The sequence below is a fragment of the Azospirillum sp. Sh1 genome (assembly GCF_008365135.1).
Classification (GTDB): Bacteria; Pseudomonadota; Alphaproteobacteria; order Azospirillales; family Azospirillaceae; genus Azospirillum; species Azospirillum oryzae.
Map to the genome: position 1 here is coordinate 241,379 of NZ_VTTK01000004.1, position 22,644 is coordinate 264,022.

Annotated in this window: 23 protein-coding genes; 13 read left to right on the forward strand and 10 right to left on the reverse strand. The window is 67.0% G+C overall.

The window, feature by feature from the left end:
* Position 1 precedes the first annotated feature (1 nt).
* From FZ029_RS07085 to FZ029_RS07095, 3 genes are all read right to left on the reverse strand, one after another.
* Positions 2 to 928: an ABC transporter permease gene (locus FZ029_RS07085; RefSeq protein WP_149268591.1), complete on the reverse strand. Its 927-nt coding sequence runs from the start codon at positions 926 to 928 to the stop codon at positions 2 to 4.
* Positions 925 to 1,842 (reverse strand): ABC transporter permease, encoded by a 918-nt coding sequence (locus FZ029_RS07090; protein WP_149268592.1) that lies wholly within the window; start codon positions 1,840 to 1,842, stop codon positions 925 to 927. Before FZ029_RS07090 ends, FZ029_RS07085 begins: the two co-directional genes overlap by 4 nt.
* A gap of 76 nt (positions 1,843 to 1,918) precedes the next feature.
* Positions 1,919 to 3,454 (reverse strand): ABC transporter substrate-binding protein, encoded by a 1,536-nt coding sequence (locus FZ029_RS07095; protein WP_247892181.1) that lies wholly within the window; start codon positions 3,452 to 3,454, stop codon positions 1,919 to 1,921.
* A 180-nt stretch (positions 3,455 to 3,634) separates the two neighbouring features.
* On the opposite strand from FZ029_RS07095, the gene FZ029_RS07100 reads away from it, so the two are divergent.
* Positions 3,635 to 4,579: a LysR family transcriptional regulator gene (locus FZ029_RS07100; RefSeq protein WP_149268593.1), complete on the forward strand. Its 945-nt coding sequence runs from the start codon at positions 3,635 to 3,637 to the stop codon at positions 4,577 to 4,579.
* A 27-nt stretch (positions 4,580 to 4,606) separates the two neighbouring features.
* Here FZ029_RS07100 and FZ029_RS07105 read toward each other — a convergent pair whose 3' ends face one another.
* Entirely contained in the window at positions 4,607 to 5,506 is a 900-nt protein-coding gene (locus FZ029_RS07105; protein ID WP_149268594.1) for a LysR family transcriptional regulator, read from the reverse strand.
* A gap of 102 nt (positions 5,507 to 5,608) precedes the next feature.
* On the opposite strand from FZ029_RS07105, the gene FZ029_RS07110 reads away from it, so the two are divergent.
* On the forward strand, positions 5,609 to 6,394 hold the full coding sequence (locus FZ029_RS07110) for an alpha/beta hydrolase (RefSeq protein WP_188051838.1): 786 nt from the start codon (positions 5,609 to 5,611) through the stop codon (positions 6,392 to 6,394).
* Between the two features lie 105 nt (positions 6,395 to 6,499).
* Here FZ029_RS07110 and FZ029_RS07115 read toward each other — a convergent pair whose 3' ends face one another.
* The gene (locus FZ029_RS07115) at positions 6,500 to 6,877 is read right to left on the reverse strand and encodes a cytochrome c family protein (protein ID WP_149268640.1); all 378 of its coding nucleotides are present in this window, start codon (positions 6,875 to 6,877) and stop codon (positions 6,500 to 6,502) included.
* 328 nt (positions 6,878 to 7,205) lie between these two features.
* Here FZ029_RS07115 and FZ029_RS07120 point away from each other — a divergent pair, with 328 nt between their 5' ends.
* The 10 genes from FZ029_RS07120 (at position 7,206) to FZ029_RS07165 (ending at position 17,210) form a co-directional block, all read left to right on the forward strand.
* On the forward strand, positions 7,206 to 8,054 hold the full coding sequence (locus FZ029_RS07120; RefSeq protein WP_282184128.1) for a LysR family transcriptional regulator: 849 nt from the start codon (positions 7,206 to 7,208) through the stop codon (positions 8,052 to 8,054).
* A gap of 137 nt (positions 8,055 to 8,191) precedes the next feature.
* Entirely contained in the window at positions 8,192 to 8,404 is a 213-nt protein-coding gene (locus tag FZ029_RS07125) for a hypothetical protein (protein WP_149268597.1), read from the forward strand.
* A gap of 77 nt (positions 8,405 to 8,481) precedes the next feature.
* Positions 8,482 to 9,435, forward strand: coding sequence for a LysR substrate-binding domain-containing protein (locus tag FZ029_RS07130; protein WP_149268598.1), 954 nt, complete (start codon positions 8,482 to 8,484; stop codon positions 9,433 to 9,435).
* A gap of 147 nt (positions 9,436 to 9,582) precedes the next feature.
* A complete protein-coding gene (dctP, locus tag FZ029_RS07135) occupies positions 9,583 to 10,608 on the forward strand; it encodes a TRAP transporter substrate-binding protein DctP (protein ID WP_149268599.1) in 1,026 nt (341 codons plus the stop codon).
* Between the two features lie 14 nt (positions 10,609 to 10,622).
* Positions 10,623 to 11,198 (forward strand): TRAP transporter small permease, encoded by a 576-nt coding sequence (locus tag FZ029_RS07140; RefSeq protein WP_149268600.1) that lies wholly within the window; start codon positions 10,623 to 10,625, stop codon positions 11,196 to 11,198.
* Entirely contained in the window at positions 11,198 to 12,481 is a 1,284-nt protein-coding gene (locus FZ029_RS07145; RefSeq protein WP_149268601.1) for a TRAP transporter large permease subunit, read from the forward strand. The genes FZ029_RS07140 and FZ029_RS07145 overlap by 1 nt, the downstream gene beginning before the upstream one ends.
* Positions 12,482 to 12,581: 100 nt before the next feature.
* Positions 12,582 to 13,541, forward strand: coding sequence for a hydroxymethylglutaryl-CoA lyase (locus FZ029_RS07150; RefSeq protein ID WP_149268602.1), 960 nt, complete (start codon positions 12,582 to 12,584; stop codon positions 13,539 to 13,541).
* Positions 13,534 to 14,760 carry a CaiB/BaiF CoA-transferase family protein gene (locus tag FZ029_RS07155; RefSeq protein WP_149268603.1) on the forward strand — a complete coding sequence of 409 codons (1,227 nt, stop codon included), beginning with the start codon at positions 13,534 to 13,536 and terminating at the stop codon, positions 14,758 to 14,760. Before FZ029_RS07150 ends, FZ029_RS07155 begins: the two co-directional genes overlap by 8 nt.
* Positions 14,761 to 14,801: 41 nt before the next feature.
* Entirely contained in the window at positions 14,802 to 15,398 is a 597-nt protein-coding gene (locus FZ029_RS07160) for a gamma carbonic anhydrase family protein (RefSeq protein WP_149268604.1), read from the forward strand.
* Between the two features lie 123 nt (positions 15,399 to 15,521).
* Positions 15,522 to 17,210, forward strand: coding sequence for an AMP-binding protein (locus tag FZ029_RS07165; protein WP_247892186.1), 1,689 nt, complete (start codon positions 15,522 to 15,524; stop codon positions 17,208 to 17,210).
* 36 nt (positions 17,211 to 17,246) lie between these two features.
* Here FZ029_RS07165 and FZ029_RS07170 read toward each other — a convergent pair whose 3' ends face one another.
* From FZ029_RS07170 to FZ029_RS07190, 5 genes are read right to left on the reverse strand one after another with little or no spacing between them, the layout of a single operon-like run.
* Positions 17,247 to 18,023 (reverse strand): ATP-binding cassette domain-containing protein, encoded by a 777-nt coding sequence (locus FZ029_RS07170; RefSeq protein ID WP_149268606.1) that lies wholly within the window; start codon positions 18,021 to 18,023, stop codon positions 17,247 to 17,249.
* A gap of 32 nt (positions 18,024 to 18,055) precedes the next feature.
* Positions 18,056 to 19,171 carry a succinylglutamate desuccinylase/aspartoacylase family protein gene (locus tag FZ029_RS07175; protein ID WP_149268607.1) on the reverse strand — a complete coding sequence of 372 codons (1,116 nt, stop codon included), beginning with the start codon at positions 19,169 to 19,171 and terminating at the stop codon, positions 18,056 to 18,058.
* Position 19,172: 1 nt separating this feature from the next.
* The gene (locus FZ029_RS07180) at positions 19,173 to 19,880 is read right to left on the reverse strand and encodes an ABC transporter permease (RefSeq protein WP_149268608.1); all 708 of its coding nucleotides are present in this window, start codon (positions 19,878 to 19,880) and stop codon (positions 19,173 to 19,175) included.
* A gap of 31 nt (positions 19,881 to 19,911) precedes the next feature.
* Positions 19,912 to 20,598, reverse strand: coding sequence for an ABC transporter permease (locus tag FZ029_RS07185; protein ID WP_149268609.1), 687 nt, complete (start codon positions 20,596 to 20,598; stop codon positions 19,912 to 19,914).
* Positions 20,599 to 20,628: 30 nt separating this feature from the next.
* Positions 20,629 to 21,408, reverse strand: a complete 780-nt coding sequence (locus FZ029_RS07190) for a transporter substrate-binding domain-containing protein (RefSeq protein ID WP_149268610.1) — start codon at positions 21,406 to 21,408, stop codon at positions 20,629 to 20,631.
* A gap of 121 nt (positions 21,409 to 21,529) precedes the next feature.
* Between FZ029_RS07190 and FZ029_RS07195 the strand changes: the two genes are divergently transcribed.
* Positions 21,530 to 22,414 (forward strand): MurR/RpiR family transcriptional regulator, encoded by an 885-nt coding sequence (locus tag FZ029_RS07195; protein WP_211104107.1) that lies wholly within the window; start codon positions 21,530 to 21,532, stop codon positions 22,412 to 22,414.
* Positions 22,415 to 22,644: the final 230 nt, after the last annotated feature.

The window sequence follows — 22,644 nt, forward strand, 5'->3', positions numbered from 1 at the left end:
GTCAGCTCCGGTTGTCGGGGGCGGTGACGTCGCGCAGGCCGTCGCCCAGAAGGTTGATGCCCAGGACCAGCGCCACCAGCGCCACGCCGGGGATGGTGATGACCCAGGGGCTGAAGAACATGTACTGCTTGCCCTCCGAGATCATCAGGCCCCAGGACGGCAGCGGCGGCTGCACGCCAAGACCCAGGAAGGACAGCGCCGCCTCCAGCAGGATGGCATGGGCCATTTCCAGCGTTGCGACCACGATCAGCGGGTTGATGATGTTGGGCAGCACTTCCGAAAAGACGATCAGCCGCGTCGAACAGCCGATGGCGCGGGCCGCCGCGACGAAATCGGCATGGGCGATCTGCTGCGTCGTCGACCGCGCCACCACGGCGAAGCGGTCCCACAGCAGCAGCCCCAGCACGACGATGACCGTGTTCAGCGAGGTGCCGACCAGTGCCGCCACCGCCAGCGCCACCAGCACCACCGGCAGCGCCAGCCGCACGTTGATGATATAGCCGATGACCAGATCGACCCGCCCGCCGAAGAAGCCGGCGGCGACGCCCAGCGCCGTGCCGATGGCCCCCGACAGCAGCACCGTCGCCGCACCGATCATCAGCGAGATGCGCCCGCCGTAGAGCAGCCGGGCGAAGTAATCGCGCCCCAGCTTGTCGGTGCCCAGCCAATGCTCCCAGGTCCCCTTGGCGTGCCAGATCGGCGGGATCAGCCGCTTGGAGATGTCCTGGGCATAGGGGTCGTGGGTGGTGAACAGCGGCGCGCCGATCGACATGACGAGGATGACGGCGAGAATGAAGGCGCCGGCCATGAAACCGGGGTGGCGCGCCGCCCGTTTGGTGAAGCGGGCCAACGGCGACCGGCGGACCGGCACGGCATCGAATCCAGCAGCAGTCGTGGCGGCGGCACCTGAAGCGCTCGTGGTGCTCATGCGACGCGGATCCTTGGGTCCAGCCAGGCGTTGAGGATATCGGCGAGGAAGGTCAGCAGGATGTAGATCGTGGCCAGCAGCATCACGATGGCCTGGACGACCGGGAAATCCTTGCGTCCGATCGCTTCCCAGGCGAGTTGCCCCAGCCCCTGCATCGAGAAGACCGCCTCGACCACGATGGAGCCGCCGAGCATGAAGCCGAACTGCACCGCCGCCAGCGCCACCACCGGCACCACGGCGTTGCGCAGCGCATGCTTGAAGATCACCGTCTTTGGACGCAGCCCCTTGGCGCGTGCCGTCCGGATATAGTCGGACGCCATCACGTCCAGCATGCCGTTGCGGGTCAGCCGCATCACCGCCGGAATGGCGTACCAGCCGAGCGCCACCGACGGCAGCACGTAATGGCTCCAGGTCGCGTTGCCGGACACCGGCAGCCAGCGCAGATTGACCGAGAAGATGATGATGAGCGTCAGGCCGAGCCAGAAGGTCGGCACCGCCTGCCCCAGCGCGCAGAAGGCCAGACTCGCGCGGTCGAACCAGCTGCCGCGCTTCACGGCGGCCAGCGCTCCCAGCGGAATGGCGAACAGCAGGGCGAGGCCGAGCGCGATGGCGCCGAGTTTCAGGGTGATCGGGATGCGGCCGCCGACCAGCGACGCCACCGACTCCCGGAAATAGAAGGACTGGCCGAAATCGAACCGGACGGCCCCGGCCAGCCAGTGGCCGTACTGGACGGCGAGTGGCTGGTCCAGGCCATATTCGGCCCGCACCTGCGCCACCTGTTCGGGCGACGCTTCGGGACCGGCGAGATCGGTGGCGAGGTCGCCGGACAGATGCAGAAGCAGGAAGGCGATGACCGATACGGTCAGCACCACCGACAGCGCCACGGCGAGCCGGCGAAGCAGGAAGGCGAGCATGGCGGTCTCCTGAAAAGGAGCGTGCGGAGAGGCGCTGCGGGCCGGCCTTCAACCATGCCGGCCCGCAGCCGCGGCCTCATTTCCAGTGAGCGGCGTAGAAGCGCGGAAGCTCGTCCGGCTGTGCGGTGAAGGCGAGGTCGGAGGTGAAGGCGTAATTGCTGGGATAGGAGAACAGCGGCAGCAGATAGGACTTCTGCGCGATCATCGACAGCGCTTCCTTGTAGAGGTCCTTTCGCGCCGCGGTGTCGGTCGTCGTGTCGGCCTTATCAAGCAGAGCCTTGACCTTGGGGTCGCGGCTCATGTCGTCCTCGTTCTCCTTGAACCACACGCCGGTGAAGGCGGAGGCGTCGTTGACCGAGAAGGAACCCCAGGTCTGGTACTCCAGCGGAACCTTGCCGGCACGGGCGGCCTCGCGCATCGCGGCGTATTTCAGGAACCGCAGGTTGGCGCGGATGCCGACCGCCCGCAGATAGCCGATGACCGCCTCGGCATAGTCGCGCTCGCGATAGGCGTAGAGGTCGGTGTCGAACCCGTCCGGATAGCCGGCCTCGGCCAGCAGCTTCTTCGCCTTCTCCGGATTGTATTCGTAGCGCGGCACGCCGTCGTCGGTGCAGCCGGTCTGGTCGATGAAGCAGGCGGAATGCATCACCCGCGCGCCCTCGCCGGCCAAATTCTTGACCATCGCCTGACGGTCGATGGCATAGGCGACGGCCTGGCGCACCTTCTCCTTCTTCATCGGCGTGTCGGCGGCGGTGCGGCCGGCGGCGTCGAACTGCAGGAAGCCGACGCGCATCGTCTCGGCCGCCAGCACGGTGAGGTTCGGCACCGCCTTCAACTGCTCCGCCTGATCCTTCGGCACACGCCAGATCCAGTCGACGCCGCCGGTCATCAGCTCGGCCATGCGGGTTTCGCCGTCGGGGATGACGCGGAACTGAATCTTGCCGATGGTGGGTTGGCCGAGCGGGCTGTCTTTGAAATAGTCCTTGTACTTCTCCATCATCACGCCCTTGCCGTTCTCCACCGCGGTGACGCGGTAGGGACCGGTGCCGATGGGCGCCTTGGAGAAGCCGTCCAGCCCGACCTTCTTGAAATAGGCGGCGGGATAGATCGGCGTCGGGCCGGACAGATATTCCAGCGCCGCCGGGAACGGGCCCTTCAGACGGACGCGCACCGTGTAATCGTCGATTTTGTCGGCGCCGGCCATCCATTCGACGTTCTGCTTGGTCACCACCTTCGCTTCCGGCGTCAGCACGTAATTGAAGGTGAAGACCACGTCGTCGGCGGTGAAGGGCGAGCCGTCCTGGAAGGTCACGCCCTTGCGCAGCTTCAGTTCCAGCGTGACCGGATCGACCCATTTCCACGAGGTCGCCAGTTCCGGCTCATACTCGCCGGTCTTGGGATTCCGGTAGACCAGCGTGTCCCACACGAGATGGGCGATGATGACGCCTTCGCGCAGATTGTTGTGATAGGGGCTGATGTTCTCCGGCTCGCTGTCGGAAGCATAGACCAGCGTGTCGTTCGCCTTGTTGGCGAAAGCTGCTGAAGGCAGGGCCAGGGCCGCGACCGCCGCGGCGGCGAACATCATCGACTTACCGTACGCAAAGGGCGCCATGTCCGAACTCCGTCCAAGAGGGTCCATTTGCACGAAAGTTAGTCATGACACGGTATTGTGCAGACTGGCATGCCGCAATTATAATAGTTGGAAGTTCCCGTTGCTGAACCGGCAACGGTATAATTGACGGCCCTGATTTTCCGTCAGTTTAGCAAACCGGCGCCGGCCAGGGGAATCGCCATGAACGCCACCGCGCTCCGTTATTTCCTTGAGGTCGCCCGCACCGGCTCGATCGCCGACGCCTCGGCCCGGCTGCATGTCGCTTCCTCCGCCATCAGCCGGCAGATCGCCCATCTCGAAGCCGACCTCGGCGTCGAATTGTTCGAACGCCGGCCGCGCGGCATGGTGCCGAGCTATGCCGGCGACCTGCTCGCCCGCCATGCCCAGCGCGTCTTCCTTGAGGAAGAAGCCATCGTGACCGAGTTGAAGCGGTTGCGCGGGCTGGCCAGCGGCCGGGTGCGCGTCGCCGCGACCGAAGGGTTCGGCATGAGCCTGATCCCGGCGGCCATCCGCAGCTTCCGCGACCGTCATCCCGGCATCCGCATCGAACTGCGCATCGTCGCGCCGGCCGCCGTCACCCGCATGGTGCGGGAGGGGGAGGTCGATATCGGCGCCACCTTCTCCTTTGCTCCCGAACCGGGGGTCAGGGCGATGGGGGAAGGCCGCGCGCCGGTCCTGGCGGTGATGGCGAAGGACCACCCGCTGGCCGGCCGGCCCGTCCTGTCGCTGGCCCAGCTGGCCCGTGAATCGATCGCGCTGCCGGAGAAGGACACGACGGTGCGGCAGCTGTTCGACATCGCCTGCGGTCTGGCCGGGGTGGTGATCGAGCCGGTGCTGGTTTCAAACTACATCGCCGGGCTGTGGGCCTTCGCCGCGGAAGGCGGCGGCATCACCATCGCCAGTCCCTTCACCGTCCATGCCAGCACGGTGGGCCATCCGGTGGCGTCGGTCCCGATCGATTCCCCCACCCTCGACCAGCGCTATTACCAGATCCAGACCATGCTCGGCCGCCATCTGCCGGAGGCGGTGTATGCCTTCGCGACCCACCTGACCGGCATCATCAAGCGCATGGACCGCGGCGCCGAACCGCCGCTGTCGTCCGCCGGGCAGGAGGAGCTGTCTTAGCGGGAGCAGGAATTTCCGTCGATGTCGTCACCATGCTCCGACCCACTCGGCGACGACGTCGATGAAGCTCCGGACCGTCGCCGGCATCAGAGTGCGATGGGGAATGATCGCGTGCAGCGGCAGCGTCCGTGCCGACCAGTCCGGAAGAACGTGAACCAATCGGCCTTCGGCGAGGTGCTCCATGACGAGGAAGGACGGCGCCAGCACCAACCCCTGTCCCAACAGCGCGAGCGTGACGAGGAAGCCGGCGTCCGTTGCCCGAAGCTGCGCTTCGAACGCAACCTGCACCCGATGTCCTGCGGCGTCCGACAGCGCAAACCGCTCCGGCGTCGCGGTCTGCATATAGGCGAGAATCCTGTGCTCCCGCAAACATCCCGGATGCTCTGGCAAGTTGCGGGACCCGAAATAGCCCGGCGCACCGACCAGGATCAGCGGAAAGCCACCCAGGCGCTTGGCGATCAGCGCGGTGTCCGGCAGCGTGCCGAGACGCAAGGCGACGTCGAACCCTTCGCCGAGCAGATCGGTCTCCCGTTCACTGAGATCCAGCGCCAGGGTGACGCCCGGAAAGCGGCGCATGTAATCGGCCACCGCCGGCCCCAGCACCGCATTGGAAAAGGCAAGCGGCGCCGCCACCCGCAATAGACCGCGCGGTTCCGCCTGCCGGGTCCCGGCATCGGCTTCGGCCAGGGCGATTTCATCGAGGATCGCCACGCAGCGAAGAAAGTAGGCCTGTCCCGCCTCCGTCAAACTCAGTTTGCGGGTGGATCGGTTGACCAGCCGGACTCCCAGACGCGCCTCCAGCGCCCTCAGATGGCGTCCGGCCATTTCCGCCGACATGCCGTTCCGGCGCGCCGCCGCCGCCAAACTTCCCTCTTCGATGGCGTGGCGGAACACGGTCATGCCAGTCAGGGTATCCAGCGCCATCATCCACTCCCGGTTCGGAATGAATCCATTCCGCGCCTGATTATCACGGCTCCGTTCGGCCGCTAAATCCAATTCGGCGCAACACGCATGTCATGGAGTTTGGCAATGTCCAAAAACATCGAAACGACCGGGGCGGTCATCCACGCCCTGGATGAAGGGCAGGGGGACACGGCACTGGTGTTCCTGCATTATTGGGGTGGTTCCGCCCGCACCTGGCGCCATGTCGTCGCGCAACTGAAGGACCGGGCACGCTGTGTCAGCCTGGATCTGCGCGGCTGGGGCGGGTCTGTCGCCCTCGACGGGCGCTATGATCTCGACGCGATGGCCGGCGACGTGTCGGAGGTCATCGCGTCGCTGGGGCTGACCCGCTGCATTCTGGTGGGCCATTCCATGGGCGGCAAGGTTGCCCAGATCGTGGCCGCGAAGGGCGCCAGCGCACTTGTGGGGCTGGTCCTGATCGCCCCTTCCCCGCCGACCGGAATGCCCGTGCCGGCCGGAATGCGCGAGGCGATGCTCGCCTCCTATCAGAGTGCGGAGGGCGTAAACGAAGCGCTGAAAATCCTCTGCCACCGTGAACTCCCGGAGGAAGACAGGCGGCAGGTGGTCGAGGATACGCTGCGGGGGGCGGCGGGCGCCAAACGGGAATGGACGACGGCCGGCATGCTCGCCCGCCTCGATGGAATCTCGGGCATCGGCATCCCGACGCTGATCGCGGTGGGCGATTGCGACAATGTCGAGCGCGCGGACGGTCTGCGGGAGATCTACGGCGAAGTCCTGCCCGCGGCAGAATTCCGCATCCTCCCCGGCGTCGGCCACCTGTCGCCGCTGGAGGCCCCCGCCGACGTCGCCGACATCTGTTCCGACCTGCTGACGGCGGTCGCCGCCGGTTGATCCACCCGATCATCCGACCGATCATCCGACAAACGCAAAAGGCACCGGACGCGATCCCGCCATGGGCCGCATCCGGTGCCTTCCGTCGATCAGGTCAATCCGACCTTACTTGGATTCGCTCGCCAGATAAGCGATCAGGTCCGCACGCTTGGCGTCGTCCTTCACGCCGGCGAAGGCCATCTTGTTGCCGGGGACGGCCGCCTTGGGGTCCTTCAGATATTCGTTCAGCTTTGCCTCGTCCCAGGTGATGCCGGAATCCTTCATCGGCGCCGAATAGCTGAAGCCGTCGTGGGTGCCCGCCTTGCGGCCGACGATGCCGTGCAGGTTGGGGCCGACGCGGTTGGGGCCGCCGGCCTCGATCGTGTGGCAGGCCTTGCAAACGTTGAACACCGTCTTGCCCGCCGCGGCATCGCCGTCCGCGGCCTGGGCGGCAACGGTTCCACCGGAGATGAGAAGGACGGACGCCAACATAATATTGCGCATGACGGACACAGCGGAACTCCCATTTCTCAACGTTTCCTCCGGATGTCCGGAGAGGTCGGCCGGATTGCTTCCGGCTGGCGAAGCGGAGGCTACTGGCGGTCGGAAGAGCCAGAAAGCGAATTTAACCGATGGTTATTATCGATTTCCCCGATACCATTTCCTCCCATTAGGGGATCCGCCGGTCGCGGCCGCACCCAGCGGATGCGACGAATCGTCTCACACCGCCCGGTCGCGATCAAGCCGCCGATGCTTTAGGTCTGGTCCCAAGGAACCGGTGGGCAACCGGATGCGAAGGCCGGCAATCAGGCGAGGTGTCATGGATACGGAAATGGCGCGGACATTTCTGGAGGTCACGGCGGCAGGCAGCTTCATGGCGGCGGCCGACCGGCTTCATGTCACCCAATCGACGGTCAGCACGCGGATCCAGCAGTTGGAACAGCAGCTTGGCTGCCGACTGTTCGTGCGCAACAAGACCGGTGCCACGCTGACCACCGCCGGGCTGCGCTTCCAGCGCCATGCCGTCGCCATCCTCCGCCTGTGGGAGCAGGCGCGCCAGGAGGCCACCCTGCCCGCCGGCCACAAGGCGCTCCTGCGCATCGGCAGCGAGGCCGGCTTGTGGAACCGCCTGCTCTACCGCTGGATCCCCTGGATGCGGCGAAACGCCAACGAGATTGCGCTCCGCTGCGATGTCGGCCTGCCCAGCGGGCTGCTGCAGGGGCTTCAGGACGGGACGCTGGACGTCGCCGTCCTCTATTCCCCGCGCGCCCTGCCCGGCCTGTCGATCCGGCTTCTGATCGAGGAGGAACTGGTCCTCTTCCGGATGCCGGCGGTCGACGACTACTCGGAGGAGCCGTACGTCCACATCGACTGGGGCGACGATTTCCGCCGCAATGTGCGCCTGCACCGGCCAGAGGACGTACAGTCGGCGCCGGTATCGATCGGCGTCGGCACGCTGGGGCTCGATTATGTCAAGCAGTGCGGCGGCACCGGCCATTTTCCCCGCCAGCTCGTCCAGCCGCTGATCGACGCCGGCAAGGGCGAAATCCTGCCGGAAGCCCGCCCGCTGAGCCTTCCCATCTATGCCGCCTACCCGACCGACGCCGACGAGGCCATCATCGACCCGGCGCTCACCGGGCTGAAGACCATTCTGGCCGCTCCCGCGGAGGCCCGCGGTTGAATTGAAAAACTCGATATGAACCATCGGTTAATTTCGCTTTTTCCGATGTATGCCGCTGCCTAGGATCGGCGCCGCCGGGCTCTTGCCGGCCCGCGCACCCAACCATCAACAAGGGTTCCGATCCTATGACCATGCAAATGGCACAACCTGCGCTGCCGGCAGATGAAGACACCGAGGCGCAGGTGGAGCATTCCCGCCGGCTCGACTCCCCCTACATCGTGTTCCCGGCGCTCATCCTCCTGCTCATCATGCCACTGGGGATCGTCTTCCATCCGGCCTGGCTGGCGACGCTGGCCGAAGTGGGCGTGGTGGTGATGTTCATCGCCATCTTCCGCATGATGCGCATGTGACCTGATCGTCCTTCGCCGGCCCCACCACGGTCGATATTCCGCTTTGTCCGGCACCGGGGCCTGTGGGACAAAGCCGCATGTCGATCAAGCTGGACTTCCGCCGTCTCCGCTATTTCGTCGCCGTCTGCGAACTCGGCAGCTTCTCCAAGGCCAGCGAGTTCCTGAACGTCGCGCAATCGGCGCTCAGCCAGCATGTGGCGACGCTGGAGGGGGATTTGGGTGTCCAGCTCCTGCTGCGTCAGCCGCGCGGCGTCAGCCGGACCGAGGCGGGCGACCGGCTGTTCGCCCATGCGCGCGGCGTGCTGCACGCGCTGGAACAGGCGGAACTGGACGTGCTGTCGCTGTCGCGGGCGGTGGTCGGGCCGGTGATGGTCGGTTTCAACTATACGGCGATGGAAGCCATCGGCCTGCCCTTCATCCGCCGCGTCGCCTCCACCCTGACCGAGGTCAAGCTGCGCGTGATCGAGGCGCACAGCGAGATCATGCACCAATGGATGCTGTCCGGTCAGGCCGACCTCGCCCTCACCCTGGTGCCGCCCAACGACGACCGGCTGGAGGGTGTGCCGCTGCTGGACGAGGAGTTGGTCTGCCTCGGCACCCGCGCCATGATCGGCGACGGCGGTCCCATCGATCTGAACGACGTGCTGCGCCTGCCGCTGATCATGCCCGGCCGCACCGCCGTGTTGCAGGCGCTGGCCAGCGACCCCCAGGTGCGCAACGCCATCGCCGCCAAGGTCTATCTGGAAATCGAATCCGCCGTGCCGCTGAAACGGGCGGTCAGCGCGGGACTGGGCGTGACGGTGCAGTCGGCCGCGCTGGCCGGTGACGAGATCGCCCGCGGCGAACTGGTGGCGCGGCCGGTGGTGAACCCGTCGATGGGCCGCACGCTCTATCTGGTGTCCTCGCGCATGAAGACCGCCTCCCGCGCCGTGGTCGAGGCGCGGCGCCTGATGATCGACGTGGTGCGCGAGGCGCATGCAACCGGCCGCTGGCCGGGCCGTCTGCGGGAAAGCCATCTCGAAACCAGATAGCTCGCTTCTTTTCTTTGTATTTTACGACCTTCCCTCCCCGTGCTGTTCTGTTTCGCAGACGAACAATCCGAAGGCCAGCAGTTGACTGGCCCCGGCGTTCCAACCCTTTGGACCGCCGCAACGAACCACCAGAGGGAGGTGCAGGACATGACGCCCACCAAGACGTCCGCCCGTTTCAAGACCATGCTGGCCCTGCTCGCCACCGCGTCCGCCACGGCTCTGCTGGCGCTGCCGGCGGGTGCCGAGGCAGCGACGCGGATGCGCTGCAGCCACCAGTTGCCGCCGGCCCACCACATCGCGAAGGTCGTCGAGCGCTGGGCGGCGGAGGTGAAGACGCTGTCGGACGGCGATCTCGACGTCCAGGTGTTCGGCTCCGACAGCCTGATCAAGGCCAACGAGAACATCCTGGCCGTCGCCAAGGGCGACATCGAATGCGCCTTCTCGCTGAATTTCCAGTGGGGGAAGACCCTGCCGCTGATGAACGTCACGGTCGGCCCCTACACCATGTCCTCGATCGAGGCGTGGAAGAAGTGGCCGACCTCCGAAGCGGCTGCCTTCCTTGAGGAACGCCTGCTGAAGAAGGGCGTGAAGAACATCGTCTGGATGTTCCAGACCAACACCAGCGTCTTCACCTCCAAGGGCAAGCCGCTGCTCAAGCCGGAGGATTTCCAGGGCCTGAAGATGCGCGGCCTCGGCCCGGCCTTCGACCGCGGTCTGAAGGCGATGGGCGCCACCCCGGTGGCGATCCCCGGCAGCGAGGTCTATCAGGCGCTGGCGACCGGCGTCATCGACTCCGCCATCACCGACGTCGCCGCCGCCTGGTCGCGCAAATATTACGAGGTGCAGGACCACATGACGGTGGTGCCGGTGCTGGCCGCCTATCTGCACGGCTACGTCAATCCCGGCTGGTACAACAAGCTGTCCGACAAGAACAAGGCCGCGCTGAAGAAGGCCGGCGAGGATGCCGCCATCTGGGCGATCGAAGCCTCGCAGGAGGCCGCGGCCAACGCCCCGGCGGAACTGGAATCGAAGGGCGTCAAGGTCCACGTCGCGACCCCGGAGGAGAATGCCGCCTTCAAGGCCGCCATGGCGCCCGCCTTCGCCGAGGGCTTCGCCGACGAGACCGGCGCGGACGGCCGCAAGCTGCTGGAACTCGTCAACAAGCTCCAGTGAAGAGGGGACCGGTCATGAGCAGCATGTCCACCCCCGACACCGTCACGCCCGCACGCGAAAAGGGCGCGTCCCACACCGCGCTCCGCCTGCTGACCGGCACCGCATCGGTCCTGTCGCGCATCGGCGGCGCGCTGAGCGTCCTGCTGATCGTCGTCGTGCTGGCCCTGACCACCGCAGGGGTCTTCGCCCGCTATGTCCTGGGCCAGCCGCTGGAAGGAGTCGACGAGGCCTGCGGCTTCATGGTCGTCGCCATGGTGATGGCCGGCGCGGCCGAGGCGCTGCGCACCGGCCACCATATCCGCATCGACCTGATCATGGGTCTGGTCGGTCCGCGCGGCCGGCGCTGGCTGGATGCCTGGGCCAATCTGGCGGTGCTGGTCTTCGCCGTGCTGCTGGTCCGCACCGGCTGGCACACCGCCGCCTTTTCCTATGACTTCGACGCCTTCTCCTCCGGCCAGCTGGAATTGCCGCTGTGGATTCCGCAGGCCACGCTTCCCGTCGGCGCCGCCCTGCTGGGGATCGTCGCCTTCGCCAAGCTGCTCGCCGCGATGGCGGGTGACGGGGCGGAAGAACAGAGTGGAGGCCACTGATGACGTTCCTGATCCTGGGCCTGCTGCTGCTCCTGCTGTTCAGCGGCATGCCGATCTTCGCGGCACTCTCCCTCACCTCGCTCGGCGTGCTGGCCCTGTTCGAGGGCAGCGTCGACAGCATGGCCGATGCGGTGTTCTCCAGCCTGAACAACCCGCTGCTCGCCACCATCCCGATGTTCGCCTTCATGGCGCACATCATGATCAAGGCGAAGGTGGTCGACGATCTCTATGAGATGTCGAACACGCTGGTCGGCCACATCAAGGGCGGGCTCAGCTTCGCCACCATCCTGTCCTGCACCATCTTCTCGACCATTTCCGGCTCGTCGGTGGCGACGGCGCTGACCATCGGCTCGATCTCCATCCCGCAGATGAAGCGCTACGGCTACCGCCAGCGCGACACCTACGGGCTGATCGCCGCCGGCGGCACGCTCGGCATCCTGATCCCGCCGTCGGGGCCGATGATCCTCTACGCCATCGTCACCGATGCCTCGATCGGCGCCCTGTTCCTCGCCGGCATCATCCCCGGTCTGCTGATGGCGGTTCTGTTCGCCGGCTACAGCTGGCTGCGGGCAAGGGGACAGGACAGCGTGCAGTCGCAGCCCTGGCCCGGGTTCGGCACCGTCATCGCCGCCTTCCGCAAGTCGATCTGGGCGGTGATGATGCCGCCGCTGATCCTGGGCGGCATCTATCTCGGCGTCTTCACTCCCGGCGAGGCGGCGGCCGTCGGCGCGGTCTATGCCCTGGCGGTGGCCCTGCTGGTCTACCGCAACGTCTCGGTCGCCGACCTGCTGGACTGCGGCGTGCAGACCATGCGGACCAGCGTCATGCTGTTCATGATCATCGCCGCCGCCGGCATGTTCGGCCACGCCATCACCATCATCCGCCTGCCGGCCCAGATCATGGAGACGGTGGCGACGCTGGGCCTGTCGCAGAGCGGCTTCATCCTGGCGGTGATGCTGGCGATCTTCATCCTCGGCATGTTCCTGGAAACCATCGCCATCATCCTTATCACCACCCCGATCATCCTGCCGGTGATGACCGCGCTGGGCATCAACCCGATCTGGTACGGCGTGATGCTGATGGTGAACCTGGAACTGGCGCTGATCACCCCGCCGGTCGGCATGAACCTGTTCGTCATCAAGGGCATCACCAGTTCGTCCCTGTCCGAGGTGACGCGCGGCGCCCTGCCCTATGTCCTGCTGATGATGGCCGGCCTCTTCATCATCTGGCTGCTCCCGTCCCTTTCGCTCTGGCTGCCGCAAGCCGCCGGCTTCGGAACGTGATCGCCGGCTTCGGCGTCTGACCTAGACCCTCGAAACGTCTCCCATCCCGTTTCCACCGGATGCGCCCCGTCCCGGCGCATCCGAACGGAGGATTCTTGCCATGACGAAAGCCACCGTGACCATCGTCGAGGTCGGCCTGCGCGACGGGCTCCAGATCCTCGACCGCGTGATGCCCACCGCCGACAAGCTGCGCTGGCTGGAGGCCGAGCACCGCGCCGGCGTCCGCCGCTTCGAGGCCGCCTCCTTCGTCCCGCCGAAGCTGCTGCCCCAGATGGCCGACGCGGCCGAGGTGGTGGCCGGCGCCCGCAAGCTGCCCGGCATCATCGTCCACACGCTGGCACCCAACCTGAGGGGCGCCACGGCGGCGCTCGCCGCTGGCTCCGACGTGATCGTCCTGCCGCTGTCGGCCAGCGAGGCGCACAGCCGCGCCAACATCCGCAAGACCCGCGAGGAGTCGGTGGAGGAACTGGCCCGCGTCTGCCGCGCCCGCGACGAGAGCATTCGGGAAGGCGGCCACAAGACCCGCATCGACGCCGGCATCTCCACCGCCTTCGGCTGCACCATCCAGGGCGCGGTGCCGGAGGATGAGGTCGTCCGCCTCGCCGAAGCCTGCCTGGCGGCCGGGGCCGACCGCGTGGCGCTGGCCGACACCGTCGGTTATGCCGACCCGGCGCAGGTCCGCCGCCTCTACAAGCGGGTGAAGGACATCGCCGGCGACCGGCTGCGGAGCGCCCATTTCCACGACACCCGCGGTCTCGGCCTCGCCAACTGCCTCGCCGTTCTGGACATCGGCATCCGCGAGTTCGACGCCTCGCTCGGCGGGCTGGGCGGCTGTCCGCACGCCCCCGGCGCCAGCGGCAACGTCGCGACCGAGGATCTGGTCTTCATGCTGGAGGCGATGGGCTTCGACACCGGCATCGACCTGGACGCCCTGATCGACGCGCAGCGCCTGCTCGCCACCCTTCTTCCCGGCCAGACGCTGCACGGCAAGATCGCCGCCGCCGGCCTGCCCAAGCATTTCGACCAAAGCCGCTTCAACCGGAGTCCCGTCCATGCCTGACAGCAATCCTGTCCTGCCGCTTTCCGGCATCCGCGTCGTCGAATTCTCCCACATGGTGATGGGACCGACCTGCGGCATGATCCTGGGCGACCTCGGCGCCGACGTCATCAAGGTGGAACCGGTGACGGGCGACAAGACGCGCGCCCTGCCGGGGGCCGCCGCCGGCTTCTTCCGCACATTCAACCGCAACAAGAAATCGCTGGCCGTCGACTTGAACAGCCCCGACGGGCTGGCCGCCGTCCACAAGTTGGTCGACACCGCCGACGTGGTGCTGGAGAATTTCCGCCCCGGCCTGATGTCGCGCTACGGCCTCGACTACGCCAGCCTGTCCGCCCGCAACCCGCGCATCATCAACCTGTCGCTGAAGGGCTTCCTGCCCGGCCCCTATGAAAAGCGCACGGCGCTGGACGAGGTGGTGCAGATGATGGCGGGCCTCGCCTACATGACCGGCCCGACCGGCCGGCCGTTGCGCGCCGGCAGTTCGGTCAACGACATCATGGGCGGCATGTTCGGCGTCATCGGCATCATGGCGGCGCTCCGCACCCGCGAGGCGACCGGCCGCGGCCAGGATATCCAGTCCGGCCTCTATGAGACCTGCGTCCTGCTGTCGGCCCAGCACATGCAGCAGTTCGCCGTCACCGGCGAGGCGCCGCCCCCCTTCCCGGAGCGCATCGCCGCCTTCAGCATCTACGACACCTTCGAGGTGAAGGACGGCGAGCAGATCTTCCTTGGCGCGGTCAGCGACGTGCAGTGGCGGACCTTCTGCACCGCCTTCGGCTTCGACGATCTGCTGGCCGACCCCAGGCTGGACGGCAATACCAAGCGCTGCCAGGCCCGCGACTGGATGCTGCCGGAGATCCGCCGCCGGCTGGCCGCCTACAGCAAGGCCGAGATCGCGGACTTGTTCGAGCGCAACGGCCTGCCCTACGCCCCGATCAACCGGCCGGAGGAGCTGTTCGACGACCCCCACCTGAACCAGAGCGGCGGCCTCGCCTCCATCACCACCGAAACCGGCGGCGAGACCCGCGTGCCCCTGCTGCCGCTGACGCTGGACGGCCGGCGGCTGGAACCGCGCATGGCGCTGCCTCCGGTGGGTGCGCAGAGCGCGACGCTGCTGGCCGAACTGGGCTACACTCGCGACGACATCGACCGGCTGCTCGCCGCCGGGGTGGTCGCCGTTCCGAAGACCGAGAAGGAGACGGAACGGCTCGCCTCCTGACCGGCACGAAGATCCGGCGGGACCCAAAAAGGACAACAAGAATGACCACCGAGAGCAATTTCGAAACGGGGGAGTCCCTGCTCGCCCGCCACCCCGGCGCCATCATCCAGCCCGTGCGCGGCGTGTGGCCGCGCATCGCCGCCGACGCCTTCATCGCCCCCGGCGCGGTGGTGGTCGGCGACGTCACCATCGGGGCGGAGGCCAGCGTCTGGTACGGCTGCGTCCTGCGCGGCGACGACCACAGCATCACGGTGGGGCCGCGCACCAACATCCAGGACGGCACCATCATCCATGTCATGCTGAACGACTATCCCACCATCATCGGCGCCGACGTGGTGATCGGCCATGGCGTGCGGATGCATGGCTGCACGCTGGAGGACGGCTGCCTGATCGGCATCGGCTCCATCGTGCTGGATGGGGCGGTGGTGGAAAGCGGCGCCATGCTGGCCGCCGGCGCGGTGCTGACCCCGCGCAAGCGCATCCCCGCCCGCCAGCTCTGGGCCGGCAGCCCGGCCAAGCATCTGCGGGACGTCACCGACGCCGAGGTGGAGTTCATCGCCTTCGACGTCCGCCACTATGCCGGCCTCGCACGCGCGGCATCGAGCCGCGGTCAACTCGATCTCGGCGCGGAAATTTAACCAAGAAGGGTATCGACAATACGGGTCAGTATGGGTTCAGTACCGGAATGCGCGGCCACCCCAACGGTTGCGCCCAAAAACAATTTCCGGAGGAACGCAGCCTTGCATACCGACACCCAGCCGCTGACCCAGAGCTATGTTCACGGCGCGAGCCGCACCCCGCTGCTGGGCGAGACCATCGGCGCCCATCTCGACCGCATGGCATCGCTGTCCCCCGACCGCCCGGCCCTGGTCGTCCGCCACCAGAACGTCCGCTGGACCTATGCGGAGTTCAAGCGCCGGGTCGATCAGGTGGCGGCGGGGCTGGTCGGGCTGGGGTTGAGGCCGGGCGAGCGCATCGGCATCTGGTCGCAGAACAACGCCGAATGGGTGGTGACCCAGTTCGCCACCGCCAAGGCCGGCCTGATCCTGGTCAACATCAACCCGGCCTACCGCCTGCACGAGCTGGAGTACGCGATCAACAAGGTCGGCTGCGCCGCGCTGATCCTGTCGCCGTCCTTCAAGTCCAGCGACTATCTCGGCATGGTGGCCAAGCTGGCGCCGGAACTATATGGCGCTCTCTCCGACAAGCCCCTGTCTCTGCAACGCCTGCCGACCCTGCGCCATCTGATCCGCTTGGGCGCGGAAAAGACGCCGGGCATGCTGAACTTCGACGACCTGCCGTCGCTGGCCCGGCCGGCCGACGTGGCGGAGCTGGGGCGGCTGGCCGGCATCCTGCAATTCGACGATCCCGTGAACATCCAGTTCACCAGCGGCACCACCGGCAGCCCGAAGGGCGCCACCCTGACCCACCACAACATCCTGAACAACGGCTTCTTCGTCGGCGAGGCGATGCGCCTGACGGAAGAGGACCGGCTCTGCATCCCGGTGCCCTTCTATCATTGCTTCGGCATGGTTCTGGGCAACCTCGCCTGCGTCACCCACCGCGCCTGCATGGTGATTCCGGGCGATGGCTTCGATCCCGTCGCCGTGCTGTCGGCTGTGCAGGAGGAACGCTGCACCGGACTGCACGGCGTGCCGACCATGTTCATCGCCCTGCTCGATCACCCCGATTTCGCCAATTACGACCTGTCGAGCCTGCGCACCGGCATCATGGCCGGCTCGCCCTGCCCGATCGAGGTGATGAAGCGCGTGGTCTCAGAGATGAACCAGCGCGAAATCACCATCGCCTACGGCATGACCGAGACCAGCCCGGTCAGCTTCCAAAGCTCCACCGACGATCCGCTGGAACGGCGCGTCTCCACCGTCGGGCGCATCCAGCCGCATCTGGAGGTGAAGATCGTCGATGCCGAGGGCCGCATCGTCCCGCCGGGCACGCCGGGCGAGCTGCTGACCCGCGGCTATTCGGTGATGCGCGGCTATTGGGGCGACGCGGAGCAGACGGCGCGCGCCATCGACGAGGCCGGCTGGATGCACACCGGCGACCTCGCCACCATCGACGCCGAGGGCTATTGCAACATCGTCGGCCGGCTGAAGGACATGGTGATCCGCGGCGGCGAGAACATCTACCCGCGCGAGGTGGAGGAATTCCTCTACACCCACCCCGACATCGCCGACGTGCAGGTGTTCGGCGTGCCCGACCAGCAGTATGGCGAACAGCTCTGCGCCTGGATCCGGCCGAAGCCGGGGGCGGCGCTGACCGAACAGCAGGTGACCGCCTTCTGCCAGGGCGCCATCGCCCACTACAAGATCCCGAAATACATCCGCTTCGTCGAAGACTTCCCGATGACGGTGACCGGCAAGATCCAGAAATTCGTCATGCGCCAGACCATGATCGAGGAGCTGAACCTGAGCCAGGACCGCACGGCGTAGCGGGGGCCCCCACCCGCCCCGGTCCTTCGCCTTCCGTCACGCCGCCGAATGTAGGCTGTTCGACAGGAAGGCCCGCAGACGGTCGCTCTGCGGGTTGGCGAGGACCTCGCGCGGATGGCCCTGCTCCTCGATGTGGCCCTTGTGGAGGAAGAGGATGCGGCTGCCGACGTCGCGGGCGAAGGCCATCTCGTGGGTCACCACGATCATCGTCCGCCCCTCCTCCGCCAGCGAACGCATCACCCGCAGCACCTCGCCCACCAGTTCGGGGTCGAGCGCCGAGGTCGGCTCGTCGAACAGCATCACCTCCGGCTCCATGGCAAGGGCGCGGGCGATGGCGACGCGCTGCTGCTCGCCGCCGGACATGTGGGCCGGGAAGGCGTCCTTGCGGTGCAGGACGCCGACGCGGTTCAGGTAATGCTCCGCCCGCTCCACCGCTTCCGCCCGCTTCAGGCCGTGGACACGCATCGGCGCCTCGATGACGTTCTGCAGGGCGGTCATATGGGCCCACAGGTTGAACTGCTGGAACACCATCGACAGCCGCGCCCGCATGCGCTGAAGCTGCTTCGGATCGGCGGCGACCAGTTCGCCCCGCTTGTCCGCCACCAGCTTCAACTCCTCCCCCGCCAGTTCGATCTGGCCGGCGGACGGCTTTTCCAGCAGGTTCAGGCAGCGCAGGAAGGTACTCTTGCCCGAACCGGAGGAACCGATCATGGCGATCACGTCCCCGGCGGCGGCGTCGAGCGACACGTCGCTCAGCACCTCGACGGTGCCGTAGCGCTTGCGGATGTTCTGGGCGCGCAGTTTCGACGTCATCGGTTGCGGTCCTTCCGTTGCGGACTCGGCGATCAGGGGCTCAGCAGCGGGCCGGTGCGGCGCAGGGTGGTGCCGGCCACCTTGCCGATGCGCTTGCCGGGCTGGACGAAGCGGGTGGCGATGCGGGCATAGAGCAAGCCGCTGGAGCCGGTGCGCACCGGCGTGACGGTGCCGTCGACCGGGTCCACCACGTCGGCGACGACCTCGCCTTCCTCCAGCCGGTCACCCGGCTTGCGGTGGAAGACCAGCACGCCGCCCACCGGGGCGGTCAGCGGCTCCGACGATTCCAGCGGCGTCGGCCGGCAGAGCGGTTCCGGAAGCTCCGGCTTCTCGCCGCGCACCACCCCGATATGTGCGAGGAAGCCGGCGATGGCGCGGGCGTCGGCGTGGGCCGTGCCATGCTCCACGTCGCTCTGGCCGCGCAGTTCCACCGTCACCGAATGGCAGCCCATCGGCAGCGGCTTGTCCGGCCAGCGTCGCGCCAGCTCGTTCCAGGGGCGGCTGACCGCCTCGTCGAACGGATGGCCGCCGGACTCCTCGGCCAGGAACACCGCCTCGGCACCCAGCAGCCGCTGTAGCGGCGCGAAGACCTCGGCCGATGGCGTCAGCGTGTAGAGATGCATCACCGCCTCGGAATCGCAGTGCAGGTCCAGCACATAGTCGGCCCGCAGCGCCAGCCCCAGCAGTGCGTGCTTCATCTGCTCCGCCACCGTCGTCGGCGTGCAGGCGGCCAGCGCCTCGGCCAATGCTGTGCGCAGCATCGCGGCGTTGGCGTCCGCATCGCCGGTCAGCCGGCCGTCCAACCGCTCCGCCGCCGCCTCGGTCAGGCTGGGATAGTCGCGGTTGAAGTTGCGGCCGTCGGCAAGATCGAAGCGGCCGATATGGTCGCCCATCACCGATTGCGACAGGCCGATGGGGTTGGCGACCGGGACCAGGATCACCTCGCCGGCCAGCCGCCCTTCGTCCTCCAGCCCGGTTAGGATGCGGCGCAGCTTGTCGGCGACCAGCATCGCCGGCACCTCGTCGGCATGCAGCGACGCCTGGACATAGGCGAGCGGCCGGGCGCCGCGCGTGCCGAAACGCTGGACCGTCAGGGTCCGCCGGGTGCCGGGCGTCGAGGTCGGCAGGTCGATGGTTTCGCTGTGCATGTCAGGCCGTCTGCTGGGTCGCCGTCCGCGGGCTCAGGTGCCGCAGGTAGCGGCGTTCCAGAAGCTTGAAGAGGCCGACGATGGTGAAGGTAAGGACGAAATAGAACACCGCCACCGTGCCGAAGGCTTCGACCGGCATCAGGTGATTGGCGTAGACGTCGCGGGCGACGCGGGTCAATTCCACCAGCGTAACGGTGCTGGCGATGGAGGTGGCGTGCATCATCATCACCACCTCGTTGCCATATTGCGGCAGGGCGCGGCGCAGCGCCCCCGGCAGCAGGATGCGGCGGTAGATGTCGAAACTGCCCAGCCCCAGGCTGCGCGCCGCCTCCAGATCGCCGACCGGGGTGGCGCGTAGCGCGCCGGCGAAGATTTCCGTGGTATAGGCCGTGGTGTTCAGCATGAAGGCGAGCCAGGCACAGAACCACGGCGACTTCAAGAAGACCCAGGCGGCACTCTCCCGGATGAACTCGAACTGCGGCAGCCCGAAATAGATCATGAACAGCTGCACCAGCAGCGGCGTGCCGCGGACCACATAGGTGAACAGCCACACCGGCTTCGACAGCCACCAGCGGCTGGACACCCGCGCGATGGCCAGCGGCACGGAAAAGACGAAGCCCGACACCAGCGAGATGGCGAGCAGCGCCAGGGTTACCTTCAGCCCGGCCCAGAACTCCGGCAGGCTGGCGGCGATGAGGTCGAAGTCCATGGCTCGGAACTCTCCTCTCAAACCTCGGGCCTCAGAATTCAGCGTGACGAACGCCGAGCGAATAGCGCTTCTCCAGCCCTTTCAGCGCCGCGATCGACAGGGTGGTGATCGCCAGATAGATCAGCGCGATGGTGGCGTAGAAGGTGAAGGGCTGCCGCGTGGCGGCCGAGGCCAGGTTGGCGCGGTGAACCATGTCGTCCAGCCCGATGATGGAAACCAGCGCACTCGCCTTCACCATCACCAGCCAGCTGTTCCCGAACCCCGGCAGGGCGTGGCGGATCATCTGCGGCAGGGTGATCCGGCCGATGACCTGCGCCCTGCTCAGCCCATAGGCGTGCCCGGCCTCGATCTGTCCCTTGGGGATCGCCAGGATGGCGCCGCGGAAGGTCTCCGTCAGGTAGGCGCCGAAGATGAAGCCCATCGTCGTGGTGCCGGCCAGGAACGGGTCGACGTCGATGTACTCGTGCCCGAAATAATCGGCGACCCGGTTCACCAGGATCTGGCCGCCGTAGAAGATCATCAGCATCAGGACCAGTTCGGGCAGGCCGCGGATCAGCGTCGTGTAGACCCCCGCCACCCCTCGGGCAACGCGGGAGTCCGACAGCTTGGCGACCGCGCCGGCCATGCCGAACAGACAGGCGACCATCAGGGAGGTGAAGGCGACGCCCAGCGTCGCAGTCAACCCGTCGAGGATAGCCGGAAGATAGCCGTACAGCATGGCGGCATGCCTCCCTTCCGCCGGCCGCGATCAGTCACCGGAAACGTCGAAGTCGAAGTATTTGGCGGCCAGCGTCTTGTAGGTGCCGTCGGCCTTGATCGCCTTCAGCGCCGTGTCGATCTTCGTGCGCAGCGCGTCGTCGCCCTTGCGAACGGCGATGCCGACGCCGCTGCCCTGGCCGATGCGCAGCGATTCGCCGACCTGGGCGTAGCCCTTGCCCTCCGGCTTCTTCAGAAATCCCTCGCCCGACACGACGGAGGACCCCAGCGCGATGTCGCCGCGGCCGGCCGCCAGCTCCAGATAGACGTCGGTTTCCTTGGCGGTCAGCAGCGTGGTGCTGTCCTTGTAGTTCTCCTGCACGTAGGCGGCACGCGGGGAGTTGCGCAGGACGATGATCGTCTTGCCCTTCAACGATTCCGGCGAGGCGTCCTTGAAGGCGCCGGCCTTGGCGACGAAGCGCGACGGTACGTCGTAATAGGGCTGGGAGAAGTCGACGGCCTTCTTGCGCTCCTCCGTGATGGTCATGGAGGCGACGATCATGTCGAACTTCTTGGCGTTCAGCGCCGGGATCATGCCGTCCCATTCCTGCTGAACCATCGTGCACTCCGCCTTCATTTCCTTACAGAGCGCATTGGCGATGTCGATGTCGAACCCGCCAAGCTTGCCGTCCGGCGAGATCATCGAGAAGGGCGGATAGTTGCCCTCCACGCCCACGCGAATCTTCTGGGTTTGCGCCTGGGCGGCGGTCACACTGGCGCCGGTGAAGGCGGCGGCCGCGATGGCGGCGGCAACGACGAGGGTGCGGATCATGCGGCTCTAGCCTCCCGACGGTGACGAGCGTGAATACGGACTGTACGGTGCACCGAAATTTTCATATGGTCAATCCATGAAAAAATCTTTGCAGAAAAAATCAGCGCAGGAAAAGTCCGCCATGGCACCCGCCGCCACCGAGGTCGCCTTCGCCGAATCCGCCCTGGGAAAGCGCCTGATGGCGGCACTGGAGGAGGGATCGGCCTCCAACCGCCTGATCGCGGAGCATCTGCTGCGCAACCCCGTGCGCATCACCGCCTGGAGCATCGAAGATCTGGCGAGCGACATCGGCGTGTCGAACGCCACGCTCAGTCGCTTCGCCCGTACCATGGGGTTTTCAGGCTATCCGGACCTGCGCAGCGCGATGGCGGAAACGCTGCGCACCATGCTGCGCCCGGTGGAAAAGCTGCGCCACACGCTGGAACACCGCCATCCGGAAGACGCGGCGCTGACCGGCGGGCTGGAGGCGACTTTGGCCAACCTGCGCCGCACTGCGGAGCAGATCGACGGTCCCGGCATCCCCGAAGTGGTGCAGCGGCTGTGCAAGGCGCGCACGGCCTATGTCATGGGCTTCGGCCTCAGCGCCCATGTCGCGGGCGTGCTGACCCTGGGGCTTCAGCCCTACTGCCCCACCCTGATCAACGTGGTGGAGTTCGGCGGGACGGAGGTTGCGGCCGGGCGGCTGATGAACATCGGGCCGGAGGATGTGCTGATCGTCATCTCCATCCCACGCTATGCCAAGGACGCGATCCACCTGACCGACTTCGTGCGCGACCGCGGCGCCCATGTGGTGGCGATCACCGACTCTCCCGCGTCACCGCTGGCGCAGCGCGCCCACACCCAGCTGATCGCCCAATGCACCCACCCGGTGCTGTCCAGCAGCCTGTGCGGCCCGCTTCTGGTGGCCGAGGCGCTGATCGCCGCGATGATGGTGTCCAACCGCGACAACGTCCAGCACGCCCAAAGCCTGACCGAGGTGATCAGCAGGTATCTGTACGAGGCGTAAGCGAGGTGCATCCATGAATTCCCCCTCTCCCCCCCGGGGAGAGGGTCGGGGTGAGGGGGATGCACAGGGTGGATTAGTGGAGAGCGAAGAATCCGCGATTCTTGAAGATCCTCGCCGCGCGCCCCCCCCCCCCCCCCCCCCCCCCCCCCCCGGCGGGGGGGGGGGGGGCGCCGCCCCCGCCCAGCCGCCCCGCCCGCGCCGGGGGGTGGGGGGGGGGGCCGCCCCCCCCC